12 protein-coding genes are annotated in these 16,037 nt (G+C 63.5%); 5 read left to right on the top strand and 7 right to left on the bottom strand.

Going from position 1 to position 16,037, the window contains the following annotated elements; genetic code table 11:
- Positions 1–116 precede the first annotated feature (116 nt).
- The 4 genes from ligA to moaA form a co-directional block, all read right to left on the bottom strand.
- Positions 117–2,483: an NAD-dependent DNA ligase LigA gene (gene ligA, locus MST27_RS08155; RefSeq protein ID WP_243605471.1), complete on the bottom strand. Its 2,367-nt coding sequence runs from the start codon at positions 2,481–2,483 to the stop codon at positions 117–119.
- 198 nt (positions 2,484–2,681) lie between these two features.
- Positions 2,682–3,515, bottom strand: a complete 834-nt coding sequence (gene zipA / locus MST27_RS08150; RefSeq protein WP_243605470.1) for a cell division protein ZipA — start codon at positions 3,513–3,515, stop codon at positions 2,682–2,684.
- 181 nt (positions 3,516–3,696) lie between these two features.
- Positions 3,697–7,185 (bottom strand): chromosome segregation protein SMC, encoded by a 3,489-nt coding sequence (smc, locus tag MST27_RS08145; RefSeq protein WP_243605469.1) that lies wholly within the window; start codon positions 7,183–7,185, stop codon positions 3,697–3,699.
- A 219-nt stretch (positions 7,186–7,404) separates the two neighbouring features.
- Positions 7,405–8,400, bottom strand: a complete 996-nt coding sequence (gene moaA, locus MST27_RS08140) for a GTP 3',8-cyclase MoaA (RefSeq protein ID WP_243605468.1) — start codon at positions 8,398–8,400, stop codon at positions 7,405–7,407.
- Between the two features lie 214 nt (positions 8,401–8,614).
- On the opposite strand from moaA, the gene MST27_RS08135 reads away from it, so the two are divergent.
- Entirely contained in the window at positions 8,615–9,466 is an 852-nt protein-coding gene (locus MST27_RS08135) for an ion transporter (RefSeq protein ID WP_243605467.1), read from the top strand.
- A 115-nt stretch (positions 9,467–9,581) separates the two neighbouring features.
- Positions 9,582–9,995, top strand: coding sequence for a CopD family protein (locus tag MST27_RS08130; RefSeq protein ID WP_243605466.1), 414 nt, complete (start codon positions 9,582–9,584; stop codon positions 9,993–9,995).
- A 66-nt stretch (positions 9,996–10,061) separates the two neighbouring features.
- Here the strand turns inward: MST27_RS08130 and MST27_RS08125 are convergent, their stop codons facing one another.
- Entirely contained in the window at positions 10,062–10,526 is a 465-nt protein-coding gene (locus MST27_RS08125; RefSeq protein ID WP_243605465.1) for a DUF2231 domain-containing protein, read from the bottom strand.
- A 144-nt stretch (positions 10,527–10,670) separates the two neighbouring features.
- On the opposite strand from MST27_RS08125, the gene coxB reads away from it, so the two are divergent.
- The 3 genes from coxB to MST27_RS08110 are packed head-to-tail and all read left to right on the top strand — an operon-like array spanning position 10,671 to position 14,451.
- Positions 10,671–11,564, top strand: a complete 894-nt coding sequence (coxB, locus tag MST27_RS08120; RefSeq protein ID WP_243605745.1) for a cytochrome c oxidase subunit II — start codon at positions 10,671–10,673, stop codon at positions 11,562–11,564.
- The gene (gene ctaD / locus MST27_RS08115) at positions 11,561–14,092 is read left to right on the top strand and encodes a cytochrome c oxidase subunit I (RefSeq protein WP_243605464.1); all 2,532 of its coding nucleotides are present in this window, start codon (positions 11,561–11,563) and stop codon (positions 14,090–14,092) included. Before coxB ends, ctaD begins: the two co-directional genes overlap by 4 nt.
- The gene (locus tag MST27_RS08110; RefSeq protein ID WP_243605463.1) at positions 14,092–14,451 is read left to right on the top strand and encodes a hypothetical protein; all 360 of its coding nucleotides are present in this window, start codon (positions 14,092–14,094) and stop codon (positions 14,449–14,451) included. The genes ctaD and MST27_RS08110 overlap by 1 nt, the downstream gene beginning before the upstream one ends.
- 9 nt (positions 14,452–14,460) lie before the next feature.
- Here the strand turns inward: MST27_RS08110 and tusA are convergent, their stop codons facing one another.
- Positions 14,461–14,712: a sulfurtransferase TusA gene (gene tusA, locus MST27_RS08105; protein WP_243605462.1), complete on the bottom strand. Its 252-nt coding sequence runs from the start codon at positions 14,710–14,712 to the stop codon at positions 14,461–14,463.
- Positions 14,713–14,776: 64 nt separating this feature from the next.
- Entirely contained in the window at positions 14,777–15,826 is a 1,050-nt protein-coding gene (gene rlmM / locus MST27_RS08100) for a 23S rRNA (cytidine(2498)-2'-O)-methyltransferase RlmM (protein WP_243605461.1), read from the bottom strand.
- Positions 15,827–16,037 lie beyond the last annotated feature (211 nt).

The raw sequence follows: 16,037 nt of genomic DNA, 5'->3' as shown, positions 1-16,037 counted from the left end.
GAGCGTGGCTGGCCGCCAGCAGCATTGGAGCGAGCGCCAGCAAGCTGGCTCATATGGGTGGGTTCGGTGTGTATGCCAATGGGGCCGGGGTCGTGGACGCCCGGCCGTTCGGCGCTTCAAGCACCCAGGCTTGATAGACGCTTGAGGAAGTCATCCTCGTCCGCCACGGCGAGCCCCAGCTCGTTGGCTTTCGCCAGCTTTGAGCCCGCGCCCGGGCCGGCGACGACGACGGTGGTCTTGGCCGATACCGAGCCGGACACTTTCGCGCCGAGCGCCTCCAGCTTTGCCTTGGCCTCGTCGCGGCTCATGCTTTCCAGGGTGCCGGTGAGCACCCAGGTCTGGCCAGCCAAAGGCAAACCCTGCGCCGACTTCCTTTCGCTTTGCCAGTGCATACCGAATTCACGAAGCTGCGCTTCTATGGCGCGCGCTCGGTCGGCGTTGGCTGGGTCATCAAAATAGTCGCGTAGCGCGCGAGCGGCCTTTTCATTCAGGCGTTCGACCTGGCGCAGGTCGAGCCAGTCGGCCTCGATCACGCCATCGAGCGTGCCGAACCGTTCGGCCAGACGCTTGGCCCCGGTCGTGGCGATAAAAGGAATATTCAGGTTATCGAGCAGGCCGGCCAGCGTCGCACAGGCGGCAAACTCGGCGTGCACCTCGCCCTCCTCCTGCAGCTCAACGCCGCGCTCGCGCAATTGGCGGATGACCTGCTGGTTGTGCTCGTCTTCAAAGAAGCTGTGAATTTCGTGCGCGACTTCCAGGCCGATGTCCGGCAGGTAGATCAACACGTCCGGCAGCGCCCGGCTGATTCGGTCAAGCGATCCAAGTGAGCGCGCCAGAAGCTTGGCCGTCCCCTCGCCAACGTCGGGAATGCCGAGGGCGAAAACGAATCGGGCAAGACTTGGCGTGCGGCTGGCATCGATGGACTTGATCAGGTTACGGCTGGACACCTCGGCGAACCCCTCGAGCCCGAGCACCTGCTCATAGGTGAGCGAATAGAGATCGGCGGGTGAGGACACCAGGCCGGTATCGACCAGCTGTTCGACGATCTTGTCGCCCAGCCCGTCAATGTCCATCGCCCGGCGCGACACGAAATGGATAATGGCCTGCTTCAGTTGTGCCTGACAGGCCAGACGCCCAACGCAGCGATAGATCGAGCCCTCGCTGACCGACTCCCGTCCCTTGCTGCGTTTGATCAACTGGGTACGTTCGACCGCTGAGCCACAGACCGGACATTCGGTGGGCACCGAGACGGCGCGTGCATTCGCGGGACGGCGATCGGTAATGACCCCGAGAATCTGCGGAATCACGTCGCCTGCGCGTCGCACGATCACGCTGTCGCCTATCATCACGCCCAGGCGGGCCACCTCGTCCATGTTGTGCAGTGTGGCGTTGGACACGGTGACGCCGGCAACCTGGACCGGCTTGAGCCTCGCCACCGGGGTGATCGCTCCAGTGCGCCCAACCTGGAACTCCACATCCAGCAGTTCAGTCACCTCCTCGCGCGCCGGGAACTTGTGTGCGATGGCCCAGCGCGGCTCACGGGCACGGAAGCCGAGCTCGCGCTGCTGGGTAGTCGAGTTGACCTTGAACACCACGCCGTCGATTTCATACGGCAAAGCGTCGCGCTTCTCGCCGATGGCCTGGTAATAGGCACGGCATTCCGCCACGCCCCTGGCCAGTTTCAGTTCACGACTGATGGGCAGCCCCCAGCCCTTGAGCGCCTCGAGGATGCCGATATGCGTCCCCGGCAGGTCGCCGTCGCTGCGCCCTACGCCGTAGGCGCAAAGCTCGAGCGGGCGACTCGCCGTGATCTTCGAATCCAACTGGCGCAGACTGCCGGCGGCCGCGTTGCGCGGGTTGGCGAAGGTCTTCCCGCCGCTTTCGAGCTGGCGGGCATTGAGCGCCTCGAAACCCGCCTTGGGCATGTAGATCTCGCCGCGCACCTCGAGGACCCGAGGCCAGCCGCTGCCGTGCAGCTTCAATGGAATGTTGCGCACAGTGCGCACATTCGCGCTGATGTCCTCGCCCGTGGTGCCATCTCCTCGCGTGGCACCACGCACGAGGTGGCCGTTCTCGTACAGAAGGCTGACCGCCAGCCCGTCGAGCTTGGGCTCGCAGCTGTACTCCACCAGCGCACCATCGCCGAAGAGATCGCCAGCCGGCAGGTCCAGGCCTTCGCGGACCCGACGGTCGAAATCCAGCAGATCCTGTTCTTCGAACGCGTTGCCCAGGCTCAACATCGGAATCTCGTGGCGGACCTGACCGAAGGCGGCCAGGGCTTCACCGCCGACACGCTGGGTCGGCGACTCGGGCGTTACCAATTCCGGGTGTTCGGCTTCGAGAGCCTTGAGTTCGTTGAACAAGCGGTCGTACTCGGCATCCGGAACGCTGGGTTCGTCGAGTACGTAGTAGCGATAGTTGTGGGCGTCGATTTCGCTGCGCAATTCGGCGATGCGCTCAGCGGCAGTTTGGGCGGAAACCATATGTCGGAGCCGTAGCTGGGGCTGTGCTGATCTCGACCGCATCAGCGCGCCTTGGTTGATAAGAAGGCGTCGGATTCTAGCCGAATGAGCAGGTGACGACAGCCTTGCGAAGCCTGAGCGGACCGCCTACCAACACAGTGGCCGCAACATGCCGCCGAAAAAAGACACCGGGCGCGATGGCCCGGTGCGGAGTGCTCCTCAACGCTTGAGCGTCATCTGCCGGCGTTCGTACTCGACGATACGCTGGCGGTAGTGCTCGATGGTCTGGGCCGTCAGAACACTGCGCTGATCGTCCTTCAATTCGCCGTTGAGCTCGGAAGAAAGCTTGCGCGCCGCCGCGACCATGACGTCGAATGCCTGCTTCGGATGGCGCGGGCCCGGCAAGCCAAGGAAAAAACTGACCGCAGGCGTCGTGAAGTGGTCGATGTCGTCCAGGTCGAAGGTCCCGGGCTTGACCGCGTTGGCCATGGAGAACAGCACCTCGCCATTCCCGGCCATGCTTTCGTGGCGGTGGAAGATATCCATTTCGCCGAATCGTAGCCCGCTCTCCAGGATGTTCTGCAGCAATGCCGGCCCGCGGAAGCCAGCTGGATCGCGTGAGATCACGTTGATCACCAGAACTTCTTCGACCGGCGATTGGTCGGCAGGCGCTTGTGGTTCCGATTCATCCTGTTCGTCCATTACCGGATCCAGCAGCGTCGGCACAGGCTCGTCGGAAAAATGCAGATCGCCTTGCCGAGGCTCGGCAGCACGACGCTTGGAAGACTCTCGCCCGGGTGCGGGTTCCCGCGCGGTCATCGATGGCAGGTCGGTCTCGTCGAGAGAAGGCTCGTTATTGCGACTGACGACCCGAGGCGGACCGAGCAGCTCGTTACTGGTGTCATCGTCCGGAAAGCTGCTGGCGATGTTGCGATCCAGTTTGAATTTCAACTTGCCCTTGCTGCCGCGCATCCGCCGCCAACCGTCGAACAGAATGCCGGCGATAACGATGATGCCGATGAGGATCAGCCACTCGCGCAGACCGATATCCATTAATGCTCAAACCCCTGAAATCGATGATAAAGACGCAGTTTTCGAACCGCTGAAAAGGCTCTACTGCGCATCGTAAAAAATTGTGCCCTAAGCTAGCACGACGAACGGTCGATGTGCACCGCCCGCCCCCGCTCTTTTATGGGGCAACCGGCGCCCGCGTGGCGCCGCGATAACGACCTGTTCACGCCTCTGCGAGGGCGACGGCCTCCTCCACGTCTACCGCGACGAGGCGCGAGCATCCCGGCTCATGCATGGTGACCCCCATGAGCTGGTCCGCCATTTCCATCGCGATTTTGTTATGCGTGATATAGATGAACTGCACCTTTTCCGACATTTCCTTGACCAGCCGCGCGTAACGCCCAACGTTGGCGTCGTCCAAAGGAGCATCCACCTCGTCGAGCATGCAGAACGGCGCCGGGTTGAGCTGGAAGATCGCAAACACCAGCGCCAGGGCAGTCAGGGCCTTCTCGCCACCGGAAAGAAGATGAATGGTGCTGTTCTTCTTACCGGGCGGCCGAGCCATGATCGCCACCCCGGTATCGAGTAAATCTTCCCCGGTAAGTTCCAGATAAGCGTTGCCGCCGCCGAAAACCTTTGGAAACAAAGCCTGTAGGCCAGCATTGATCTGGTCGAAGGTTTCCTTGAAACGATTGCGGGTTTCCTTGTCGATCTTGCGGATCACGTTCTCGAGCGTGTCGAGCGCTTCGACCAGATCCTCGTTCTGGGCATCGAGGTAGCGTTTGCGCTCCGACTGCTGCTGATATTCGTCAATGGCGGCCAGGTTGATCGGCCCGAGGCGCTGGATGCGTGCAGCGAGTCGCTCCAGTTCGGCTTCCCACTCCGTCTCGCTCGCGTGTTCCGGCAGGGTTGCCAGCACACCATGCAGGTCGAAGCCGTCCTGCTGCAACTGTTCCTGAAGCGCCTTGCGCCGCACCGTCAGCGCCTGCCACTCCATGCGTTGCTGCTCGAGCTGACCGCGAAGCAGTTGTGCCTGTTGCTCAGCCTGGCTGCGGCGCCGCTCGGCGTCGCGCAAGTCCCGGTCCGCGTCTTCCAGGGCCAGCCTCGCCTGTTTGAGCTCTTCCTCCACCGCTAATCGTCGGTCCAGAAGCTCCTCAAGCTTCATGCGCAGCTCCTCGAGGGGGGCGTCGCCCTCCTCCAGGTTGAGGCTCAGCTGTTCCCGGCGCTCGACGGCACGCTCGAATTGCTGCTGCAGGCGCTCGAGCGCCTGCCGCGTGGAGTCGTGCTGGGCCTTGATAGAGCCCACCCTGACGGCCAACTGATGGGCGCGATCCTTCTGCTGCCGAGCTTCCTGGCGGACGCGATCGAGTGATTCACGGATTTCGTCGCGGTTGGCCAATAGCCGCTCACGCTGCTCGGTGTCCTGCGCCATCGCGTCGAGCGCATCCTGCAAACGCAGGCGTGACTCGCCCAACTGCTCGGTTTCCACCTCACGCTGCTCAGCCAGTTCACCAAGCTCGGCTTCCAACCGCTGCCGCCGGAGGCTGAGCTGCTCGAGACGCACCGTGCTTGCCGACAGCTGCGCCTTTATCTCCCCCAACTGCCGCGACTCATCCTGATGCTCGCGACGCTGCCGTTCGCGGACTTCCTCGTGCTCACGTTGCGCCTGACGTAAGCGATCGAGCTCCGCCTCCGCCAGATCAAGGTCTTGCTCGCGTTCCTCACGCTCCGCCAATAGCCGCTCGAGTTCCTGGCCGCGTGCGAGCAATCCGGACTCCGCCTCTCGGGCACGACGCACGCGGAGAAAATGCCGGCCGACCCAGTAGCCGTCGCGGCTGATCAGGCTCTCGCCTTCTGCCAGTGCCGGGCGCGCGGCCAGCGCCTGGGTCAGATCCTCCACCGGCCGAACGAGACCGAGCCACGGCGACAGATCGACCGCCGACTCGACCTTGTCCAGCAGACTGCCAGCCATGCGGCGTCCACCGCTTGCAGGGCTGACCAGGCGTAGTTCGCCTTGGTCGAAACCCGCCAAATCGAGATCATCGAAGGCCTCGAGCTGAACCGCCTGCAGATCCGCGCCCAGAACCGTTTCAACGGCCAGCTCCCAGCCCGGCTCGACACGCAGGCTGTCGGCCAGGCGCGGATGCGTGTCCAGCGCGCACTCTCGCAACCAGTCGGATACGCCTTTGCCAGGGTCCATCGCCGCCTGCTGCAAGGCTTCCAGCGAGGCGATACGACCATTGAGGCGCTGCAGTTCGCCCTGAGCCTGCTGCTGGGATTGGCCGGCCAGTTGCAAGTGCTCACGTATTTCGTCGAGCTTGTCTTCGGTTTGCTGCTGAGCCTCGCTCAGGGTTTCGAGTCTCAACTCGCCGGTGGCCAACTGCTCACCCAGCTCGGCGATCGCAGCGTCCTCCGGGTCCGAACCCAGTGCGGCGCGTTCGTCGTCAAGCCGGCGCTGTCGCTCCGCCAACCGTTCGAGGCTTTGCTCGAGCTGCTGGATTCGGGCCTGCTGGATTTCCGCTGCCTGCCGCGGCTCCGCGCTCTGCTGGTTGAACCGTTCCCATTGTTCCTGCCAGCGCTGCATGCCCGTCTCGGCATCTTCCAGCTGAATGGCGGTCTCTTCCGCAGCGGCGCTGGCCAGTTCCTGTTCGGGCTCCAGCATCGCCAGCTCTTCGGCGAGCGTTGCGAGCAAGGTGCGGTCATGGCCGAGATGGGATTCGGTTTCCAGGCGCGCCTGCTCCGCTTCGCGCAGGTCGTCCTGCAGTTGGCGAAGGCGCTGCTGACCGTGCTGGATGCTTTGCTCGATCCTCGCGACGTCGCCGCCTACGGAGTAGAAGCGCCCCTGCACGAGGTTGAAACGCTCGGACAACTCATGATGTCCGTCGCGCAGCCGTTCGATGCTGGCGTCGGCGTTCCGTTGCTCGGCGACCAGGGCCTCGAAGCCCACCTCCTGATCACCGATCACCTGCTCGCGCTGGCCGACCTGAGCGTTCAATGCCTGCCAGCGCAACGCAGATAGCTGTGCCTTGAGTTGTCGCTCTTCGGACTTGTACTCCTGATATTTTTCGGCGGACTGCGCCTGTCGATGCAAGCGCTCCAACTGGCGCTCGAGCTCTTCGCGCAGGTCGGTCAGGCGCTCGAGGTTCTCGTGGGTGCGGCGGATGCGGTTCTCGGTTTCGCGGCGACGTTCCTTGTACTTGGATATCCCGGCCGCCTCTTCGATGAAATTGCGCAGATCCTCCGGGCGCGCCTCGATGAGCCGGGAGATCATGCCCTGTTCGATGATCGAGTAGCTGCGCGGGCCCAGCCCGGTGCCGAGGAAAATGTCCGTGATGTCGCGCCGGCGGCATTTCACGCCATTGAGGAAATAGGTGTTCTGCGCATCACGGGTCACGCGGCGCCTGATCGAAATCTCGGCAAAGGCCGCATATTCCCCGGTTAAGGTGCCGTCGGAATTATCGAAGATGAGTTCGATGCTCGCCTGAGTGACCGGCTTGCGCGTATTCGAGCCGTTGAAGATGACGTCGGTCATCGACTCGCCACGCAGGTTCTTTGCGGAGCTCTCGCCCATGACCCAACGCACGGCGTCGATGATGTTGGACTTCCCACAGCCGTTGGGACCGACGACCGCCGCCATGTTGCTCGGAAAGCTGACCGTGGTCGGATCGACGAAGGATTTGAAACCGGCGAGTTTGATGCTTTTCAGACGCATGGGGGCCTTCCTGGCTATCGGCTCGCGGGCTGGAATCGGATGGACGCCTGTGGCTGCATGGAATCGGAGCGCGTCGTGGCAATTGAGCGAAAGCCGCGAAGTCTAGCATGTGCCTGTGTATCGCCAGCAGCGCTGGCGCACAGGTTGTCAAGGACCGAAAGACGGATTGCAGCGAGCAGCACCGGTCAGCGAGCGGATCGCCCCCGCGGTAGCGCTCCCTCAGCCGCCAGTGACGCTCATGAAGCGGACGACCTGCACCTGCTCGTCGGTGCGGAACTCGTGTTTTTCAGGCTTGAGCTGCAAGGCGTCGACCAGTGCCTGACGAAGGCGGTCGCTGTCCCCCGGGTAGCGGCGCATCAGGCTCTTGAGGTCCAGCGCGCCGTCATGCCCCAGGCACAGCACCAGCTTGCCTTCAGCGGTGACCCGCACCCGGTTGCAACTGCCGCAGAAGTTATTGCTGTGTGGAGAAATGAAGCCGACCTGGGTCTCGCTGCCCGCGACCTGCCAGTAACGCGACGGCCCGCCTGTGGTGTGACTGCTGCGCACCAGCGTGTAGCCGGCCTCGATGCGCTCGCGCACCTCGTCGCTCGAGCAGAAGGTGATTTCGCGCTCATGGCTCGAGACCTGCCCTAGCGGCATTTCCTCGATAAAGCTGATGTCCAGGCCGTGCTCGACGGCGAAGCGGACCAGGTCCAGCACCTCGTCATCGTTGCGCCCCTTCTGGATCACGCTGTTGAGCTTGATGCGCCGGAAGCCGGCACGCCGCGCCGTCTCGATACCCTCGAGCACTTGCGCGAGCTTGTCGCGGCGGGTCAGTTCGGCGAACCGTTCCGCCCGCAGCGAATCCAGGCTGACGTTCAACCGGGTGACACCCGCCGCCTTCAGATCGGCCGCGAGGATGGACAGCTGCGATCCGTTGGTAGTGATCGACAGATCCTCGAGCTCCGCGCGCGCGCCCAGCTGAGCCAGCAAACCGGTCAGGCCCTTGCGCACCAATGGTTCGCCCCCCGTCACCCGGATTCGCTTGACGCCCAGGCTGATAAAGGCGTCGGCGACAGCATAGAGTTCTTCCAATGTCAGGATCTGCGCACGCGGGGCGAAGACCATGTCCTCGCTCATGCAATAGGTGCAACGGAAGTCGCAGCGATCGGTCACCGACAGTCGCAAGTAAGTGATGCGTCGGCCGAACGGGTCGACCAACTTCGAATCTGGCATGTCGCTCTCCAACGGCTTGATGCGCATGGCTAAGACTATTCCTGAAAGCGCAGGGTGGCAAAACTTGCGGACTGGAGGGTTGATCGAAGGCAAGCGCATCGACGCCTGCCCTGCATCCGATAGATTCGACAACCTCGCGGCGCCAATGGCACACCATCCATTTGCGCACCCGGCGATCTCGGGGATACTGCGCACATTTGACCGGGAGCTGCACATGGACAACGACGCCCTCCAATCCATGAATTGGCGAGAGCGCCTCTACGTCATCATCTTCTTCACCAACACCCCGGCCGGCCGACGCTTCGACACCTGGCTGCTCGTCGTCATCTTCGCCAGCCTGGTGGTGGTGATGTTCGACAGCATCGCCCATTACAGCGAGCGCTACGGTCTGTTGCTCGACGGCCTGGAATGGCTGTTCACAGGCATCTTTCTCGTCGAATACCTGGTGCGCATCTATTGCCACCCGGAGCCGCGCAAATACGTGTTCAGTTTCTACGGGGCGATCGATCTGCTGTCGGTGGTACCCGCCTTCATTGCGCTGCTGCTGCCGGATGCGGAGTACCTGCTCGTGGTGCGAGCCATCCGCATGCTACGGGTCTTCCGGGTGCTCAAGCTGACCCAGTACCTCAGCCAGGCCAACTTTCTGCTCGTCGCGCTGCGCGGCAGCAAGCAGAAAATCATCGTGTTCCTGCTCAGCGTTACCACCATGGTGCTGGTGTACGGGACGCTGATGTACGTGATCGAAGGGCCGGCGAACGGCTTTACCAGCATCCCGATGAGCATCTACTGGGCGGTGGTGACGATCACCACCGTGGGCTTCGGGGATATCGTCCCGGTCACGCCGCTCGGCAAGGCCGTGGCGACGCTCGTGATGATCACCGGCTATTCGATCATCGCGGTCCCCACCGGCATTTTCACGGCCGAGCTCGCCACGGCGATGCGCGCCGACAGCCTGCAGCATCGCTGCCCGACCTGTGAAAAGCTCACTCACGAGCCGAACGCTGCGTTCTGCAGCCGCTGCGGCAGCCAGCTGTTCAGGCAAGCCGACCGCGACCCCCAGGCCTGACGCCCCTGTCGCGTGGCGCTGCGCCGCCAGGCCAGCGCTACGCCATTTGCTCCGAACCGCGCCGATAGCGGGGTGTCACAACCTCTGACTTGCCACGGGCGGGATGGAGACATGAATGCCCTTGCTCAAACTGCTGCACTTCGCGGCGCTGCTGTGCTGGTGCGGCACATTGCTGTACCTGCCGGCGCTGATCGCTGCCGGCACCCGGCGCAGTGACCCCCTCTTCTACCGAGACCATGCCCACCTGACGCGCATGGTGTTCAACCTCGTCGGAACGCCCGCCGCACTTATTGCAATCGGCTCGGGTACGGCGCTGTTTCTGAAGGACGGCATCGTCGCGGGATGGCTGATCGTCAAGCTCAGCACCGTGGCCGGCATGGTGCTGTGTCATGCGCTGTGCGGGGTCCTGGTGCTCCATGTCGAGCGTGCGCCCGAGCAGAGCGTGAGCATTCGTTGCCGCCTCCTTGGCGTGGTGGCCGCCACGTTCATCACCGCGACGCTCTGGCTGGTACTGGCCAAACCCTTCTAGTAGACCGAGACCAAGGACGCGATGCCGCCCATGAAAGAACGACAGCCGCCCCTCGCCCCGTGCCGGTCAGACCTTGTCCAGATCGACCCCCACGGCGTGCTCGTAGACCAGCCGGCCGCCCAAATACGCCGCCAGGGAAATCAGCGCAGCTGTGATCGCCGAAAGGTAGAGCCCCCAGAACTGCATGCTCTGCGGGTCGTTCTGGAACCGCAGCAACCAGTTGAGCGAGGCCAGGGACAGCATCATCACGGCCAGAATGGCGTGGCACCAGGCCGTGATCTTCTGGCGGATCTCGCGGACGGTTACCAGATCGATAAGCCCGAAAATGCTGGCAATCCAGCCGCCCAACGCACCGACGCCCGCCAACCAGAGGCCGGCTCGCCACCAGAACTCATCCAGCGTCCAGATATGCGCGATGTCCACAGGCAACAGGCCGGTCAGTGCGGCGACGGGGAAGTGAATCAGCATCGGGTGGAGCGGGTGTCCGGCGATGGCGGCACGGCTGTGGATGGAGTCTCGGTAACGGGCCATTCGGCTCTCCTGCAGTGGACAGGGAAGGTACGCCACCGCGCCAAACGAGCCGGCGGCCTTCAGAAATGGACCACACTGGCGCTGGCAGTTCCTTTTCTCGCCGGTTGTGGCGGCCCGTTGTCTGCGCTGAACCCGGCCAGCCCGATGGCACAGCAGGTCGCCAACGTCTGGTGGGGCATGTTCGCGTTTGCCACGCTGGTGCTGGTCGCGGTCAGCGCGATCTGGATCTACGCGCTCGCTCGCAAGCCACGCAAGACCAGCGACGAGGACGCGATACGGATCAACCGTCGCTGGGTGATCGGCGGCGGTATCGTCCTGCCAAGCCTGAGCATCATCGTCCTCCTCATCTTCGGCATCCCGACCGGGCGCAGCATGATGCCTCTGCCTGTCGAAGGCGAGCAGCCGCTCAAGGTCGAAGTGACCGGTCACCAATGGTGGTGGGAGGTGCATTACCCCGACAGCGGCGTGACCACCGCCAACCAGTTGATCATCCCCGCTGGCCGCCTGGTGGACGTGCAGGTGTCCAGCGCCGATGTCATTCATTCGTTCTGGATACCCCGGCTCGGCGGCAAGATGGACATGCTGCCGGGGCGTACCAACGTGATCCGCATCCAGGCCGGGCATACCGGGGTTTTCCATGGGCAGTGCTCGGAGTTCTGCGGCCTGCAGCACACCCACATGAAGCTTCATGTCGAGGCCATGGAACAGGCTGACTTCGACGGCTGGATCGCCGCACGCGAGAACCTGCGTTTCACCGCGGGCGCACCGGGTGAAGCCGGACAGGTATTCGATGACCGCTGCGGCCAATGCCATCGCGTCGCCGGGCTCAGCGAAGGCGGCCGGGCACCGGACCTGACCGACCTGGCGACCCGCCCCAGCCTGGGCGCTGGGGTGATCGACAACGACAGCGAGGGCCTGCGCCGCTGGCTGAGGGAACACAAGGACCTCAAGTTCGGCAACGCCATGCCCTCGCATGACGACATCCCCCCGCAAACACTCGACCAGATGGCCGACTGGCTGGAGACGCTCGCTCCATGAATCCTTCCACCAGGGACAACGCCCCCTGCACCGATCCCGATCAGCTGCACGACCAATTCAATGACGTCTGGGGCAACCCGCGCGGCTGGCGCGCCCTGACCATCGTCAATCACACCAGCATCGGCCTGCGTTTTCTAATCACCGGCGGGGTGTTCTTTCTCATCGGCGGCCTGATGGCCATGCTGATCCGCACCCAGCTCGCCCTGCCCGGCTATGTGCTGATGGAGCCCGAGGTCTACAACCAGGTCTTCACGATGCACGGCTCGGTGATGATGTTCCTGTTCGCCGTGCCCATGATGGAGGGCCTGGCGGTTTACCTCATCCCCAAGATGATCGGCGCGCGCGACCTGATCTTCCCGCGGCTCTCGTCCCTCGGTTACTTCTGCTACCTGTTCGGCGGCATCATCCTGCTGTCCAGCGTGTTTTTGGGTGTTGCGCCGAAGGCTGGCTGGTTCATGTACACGCCACTGTCCAGCTCGTCGCACATGCCGGGCGTGAACTCGGACTTCTGGTTGCTGGGCATCACCTTCGTCGAAATTTCCGCCGTCAGCGCCGGCGTCGAATTGGTCGTCTCGATCCTGCGCACCCGCACCAACGGCATGGCGCTGCACAAGATGCCTTTGTACGCCTGGTACATCCTGGTGATGGCGTTGATGATCGTGTTCGGTTTCCCGCCGCTGATCCTCGGCAGCATCCTGCTGGAACTGGAACGCGCCGGCGGCTTGCCCTTCTTCGATACCGCCCGTGGTGGCGACCCGGTGCTCTGGCAGCACCTGTTCTGGCTGTTCGGCCACCCGGAGGTGTACATCATCTTCCTGCCTGGCGCCGGCATCGTCTCGACGCTGCTACCGGTGTTCTGCCAGCGGCCCCTGGTGGGCTACCGCTGGGTGGTGCTCGGCGTGCTGACCACGGGTTTCCTCAGCTTCGGGCTCTGGGTGCACCACATGTTCACCGTCGGCATTCCGGCGCTCGCGCTGGGCTTCTTCTCGGCGGCAAGCATGCTGGTGGCCATCCCGACGGGGGTACAGATATTCGCCTGGATCGCCACGCTCTGGTTAGGCAAACCGGTCTACCACGTGCCTATGTTGTGGCTGGTGGGCTTCCTGATCGTCTTCGTCTGCGGCGGGCTCACCGGCGTGATGGTGGCGCTGGTGCCCTTCGACTGGCAGGTGCACGACACCCACTTCGTGGTCGCGCACATGCACTACGTGCTGGTCGGGGGGATGTTCTTCCCGCTGATGGCCGGCCTGTACTACTGGCTGCCGCACTTCTCCGGGCGGATGCCCTCGGTGCGCCTCGGCCGCTGGGGCTTCTGGCTGGTGTTCATCGGGTTCAACACGACCTTTCTGATCATGCACTGGACCGGCCTGATCGGCATGCCGCGGCGCGTCTATACGTACGACACGGGGCTCGGATGGGACATCCCCAACCTGATCTCGTCGATCGGCAGCTTCATCATGGCCATCGGGATCGGCACCATCCTGCTCGATATCATCCTGCATTTCCGCTTCGGTCAGCCGGCCAAGACCAACCCATGGAATGCCGATACGCTGGAATGGGCGACCAGCCTACCGCCGAGCCCGTACAACTTCGTCAGCCTGCCGGACGTCACCGACCGGCACCCGCTCTGGAAGGATCCGGACCTGCCGCACAGCATCGCCCGAGCCGAGCATGCGCTGAAGACCATCGACCATGGGCGCCGCGAAACCTGGGGCTCGGACCCACTGTCCGGCGAGGTGCGCGAGGTGATTCACCTGCCTGGCAATAGCTGGCTGCCCTTCATCGCCTCGGTGTTTCTCGCCGTGCTCTGCCTGAGCCTGCTCACCAAGTTCTACTGGCTCGCGTTGCTGGCGACCGTAGCGACGCTGGTCGTGCTGTTCCGCTGGTCCTGGGAAAACGGCGCGCACCCCGCCGCCGCCCCGGACGCGCGTACGCAGCCGGACGAGCCACCGCTGCATTCGCGCACCTTCGATGGTCCGGGCCTCTGGGGCATGGGCGTGACGCTGCTGGCAAACGGCACCATGTATCTGTCGCTGCTCTTCGGCTGGTTCTATCTGTGGACCGTCTCGCCGGAATGGCAAGTCCCGGAGCATTCGAACCTGAACGGCTGGCTGATGCTGGCAAGTGCGGTCGTACTGACCGGCGGCACGCTTTGGATGCGCCTGGTGCCCGGGCGATTGCGGCGAGGCAACGCCGGGCGCCTGATGCTGAACCTGGGCGCGATCGCGGCGATCGGCCTGCTGCAGTGGGGCATGCTGCTCTGGGTACTGCTGTCAGCCGGCTTGCAGATTACCGAAACGGCACACGACGCCGTGATCTTCGTGATCCTCGCCTACAGCCTGATTCATTGCGGGCTGGCCACCATTTTGACGGTGCTCCAGGCGCTGCGCGTGATGTATGGCTACGTTGGCGACAAGGCACCCTATGAAGTCGTGGTGGTGGAGCAACTCTGGTACTACAACCTGGGTGTGGTCTGGGCCGCCTATGCCGCCATCGTCCTGTTCCCGTCGGCCTGGGGAGGCGCCTGATGAAGTACAACCGCACCTCGGTCTTTCATCCGGTCCAGATTCCGTTCGGGCTGACGATCTGGAGTCTCTGGTTCGCGGCCATGTACGGCTCGCATGCAGTGGTATGCGAGTTCGCCCCGCCGCCGCCCGAGCAAGGCATCTTCAACTGGCTGAACGCCAGCTTCGGGTTGTTCACCCTGATCGTGGTGGCCCTGTTGCTGTTTCTCGGCCGCCGTTCGTGGAAACTGTCGCGCCCGCCGCATGACCTGAACGAGCGACAGGTCTTCGTCACCAAGGTTGCGTCGGGCATTCACTTCATCGCGGCACTGGCGACGGTGTTCGTGGGACTGCAGCTGGCATTCCTGCCGCCCTGCGTCTGACGCGGCGGGTCACTCGACCTTCTTGCGGATCCAGTACAGGTAAGTGCCTTCGTCAGCCTGCTGATCGACCAGTTCGTGGCCAAGGAAAACGCAGAATTTGGGGATGTCGCGCTGGGTCGAGGGGTCCGTGGCGATCACCTTGAGCAACTCGCCGCCCGCCAAAGCGCGCACCTTGTTGTGCAGCATCATGACTGGCTCCGGGCAGTTCAGACCGGTGGCATCGAGCACCGCGTCGGCGGGCATTTCGGCTGTTTCAGGCATTGCAGGCTCCAGAATTCGAGAGCGGGATTGTCGCGCAGACGCGCGTCCGGGTCATCTTGCATGTTCAAAGGCGACGCAGGTGGCAGGTCACTTCCTCGCGGTCGTGGTAGAGCTGCTTGCAGCCGATGCTCGCCTTGACTCCACGTTCGGCAAGCCCGTCGGCGATGCGTTCCAGCAGGCGCTTGACTTCGGCATAGCGCTGCTTCATCGGCAGTTTGAGATTGACCACCGCCTCGCGGCACAGCCCTTCGCCGATCCAGGTTTCGAGCAAGGCGGCGTTTTTTGCCGGTTTCTCCACGATGTCGCAGACCATCCAGTCCACCGGACGTTTGGGACGGAAGCTGAAGCCGTCCGCACGGTAATGCCCCACCAGCCCGGAATCGAGCAGATCGGCATTCATGGGCCCGTTGTCGACGGCCATGACCTCGATGTCACGATTGACCAGCTGCCACGTCCACCCACCCGGCGAGGCGCCCAGATCCACCGCAGTCATGCCGGCAGCGAGGCGTTGGTCCCATTGGTCTCGCGGGATGAAGTGGTGCCAGGCCTCCTCCAGTTTCAGGGTGGAACGACTGGGTGCCTGGCGCGGAAACTTCAACCGAGGAATGCCCATCGGCCACATGGCACTGTTGTCCGCTTCGGCAACTCCGACGAACACCTCGCGACTGCTCTTGAAGGTCAGCAGCAATCGCCGCCCGGTTTCCGGCGCAACAAGCCGGCCCTCCTGCCCCAATGCCTTGCGCAGCGGTGCTTCGAACTTGCGGCAGAAGGTCGACAGCTCCTTGCCCTCGTTGGTGTCGAAAACTTCCAGCCACAGGCTGCCGAAGGTCATGCGCGAGCCGAGATGCTCGATCAGCACGCCGATACGATCACGCTCCGGTAGCACGAGCCATTCGCCACGCGCCCATTGCCGCGGAAAGATCAGCCGGGCGAAACGCGTGCCGTGCATCAGGCGTTCGGCGTCTTCCGCCTCCTGGCAGACGAATTCGGCGTAGGCGCTGTCCGGCCTGGCCTTGGCGTAGCCCGCCACGCCGAGGCGCGAAGCCTGGTCGCTGATTTCGGCGCACACCTCGTTCTCGAATCCCGGGCGGCAGTGCAGCAAGAGTGTATTCATCAGGGGTTCCTGCGGTGGGCGGCTCAGGGCGCATGCGACAAAAGCCGCACATGATAGCCGAGCGGGGAACCCCAGGCTTACTGCTCCGGTCCAGTTAAACAGTTGCTGGAATCCGCTGCGCCTCGCCGGTCAGCCCTCGCATCGCCGGCCCAGACGCATCGCGACCTCGACATCTCGCCATCCGATTGGCGGCCGGCACCTGGCGGACTCG

It is taken from the genome of Stutzerimonas marianensis, assembly GCF_022810315.1.
Classification (GTDB): Bacteria; Pseudomonadota; Gammaproteobacteria; order Pseudomonadales; family Pseudomonadaceae; genus Stutzerimonas; species Stutzerimonas marianensis.
Note: the sequence above shows the minus strand (reverse complement) of the source record. Positions and strands in the feature narration are given on the sequence as shown.

Bases quoted from the DNA above. Each gene is read 5' to 3' on its own strand.
- MST27_RS08125 (WP_243605465.1), bottom strand. From the start codon at position 10,526: ATGGCCCGTTACCGAGACTCCATCCACAGCCGTGCCGCCATCGCCGGA.
- ligA (WP_243605471.1), bottom strand. From the start codon at position 2,483: ATGGTTTCCGCCCAAACTGCCGCTGAGCGCATCGCCGAATTGCGCAGC.
- MST27_RS08135 (WP_243605467.1), top strand. From the start codon at position 8,615: ATGGACAACGACGCCCTCCAATCCATGAATTGGCGAGAGCGCCTCTAC.
- MST27_RS08130 (WP_243605466.1), top strand. From the start codon at position 9,582: ATGCCCTTGCTCAAACTGCTGCACTTCGCGGCGCTGCTGTGCTGGTGC.
- moaA (WP_243605468.1), bottom strand. From the start codon at position 8,400: ATGCCAGATTCGAAGTTGGTCGACCCGTTCGGCCGACGCATCACTTAC.
- rlmM (WP_243605461.1), bottom strand. From the start codon at position 15,826: ATGAATACACTCTTGCTGCACTGCCGCCCGGGATTCGAGAACGAGGTG.
- coxB (WP_243605745.1), top strand. From the start codon at position 10,671: ATGGCACAGCAGGTCGCCAACGTCTGGTGGGGCATGTTCGCGTTTGCC.
- ctaD (WP_243605464.1), top strand. From the start codon at position 11,561: ATGAATCCTTCCACCAGGGACAACGCCCCCTGCACCGATCCCGATCAG.
- zipA (WP_243605470.1), bottom strand. From the start codon at position 3,515: ATGGATATCGGTCTGCGCGAGTGGCTGATCCTCATCGGCATCATCGTT.
- smc (WP_243605469.1), bottom strand. From the start codon at position 7,185: ATGCGTCTGAAAAGCATCAAACTCGCCGGTTTCAAATCCTTCGTCGAT.
- MST27_RS08110 (WP_243605463.1), top strand. From the start codon at position 14,092: ATGAAGTACAACCGCACCTCGGTCTTTCATCCGGTCCAGATTCCGTTC.
- tusA (WP_243605462.1), bottom strand. From the start codon at position 14,712: ATGCCTGAAACAGCCGAAATGCCCGCCGACGCGGTGCTCGATGCCACC.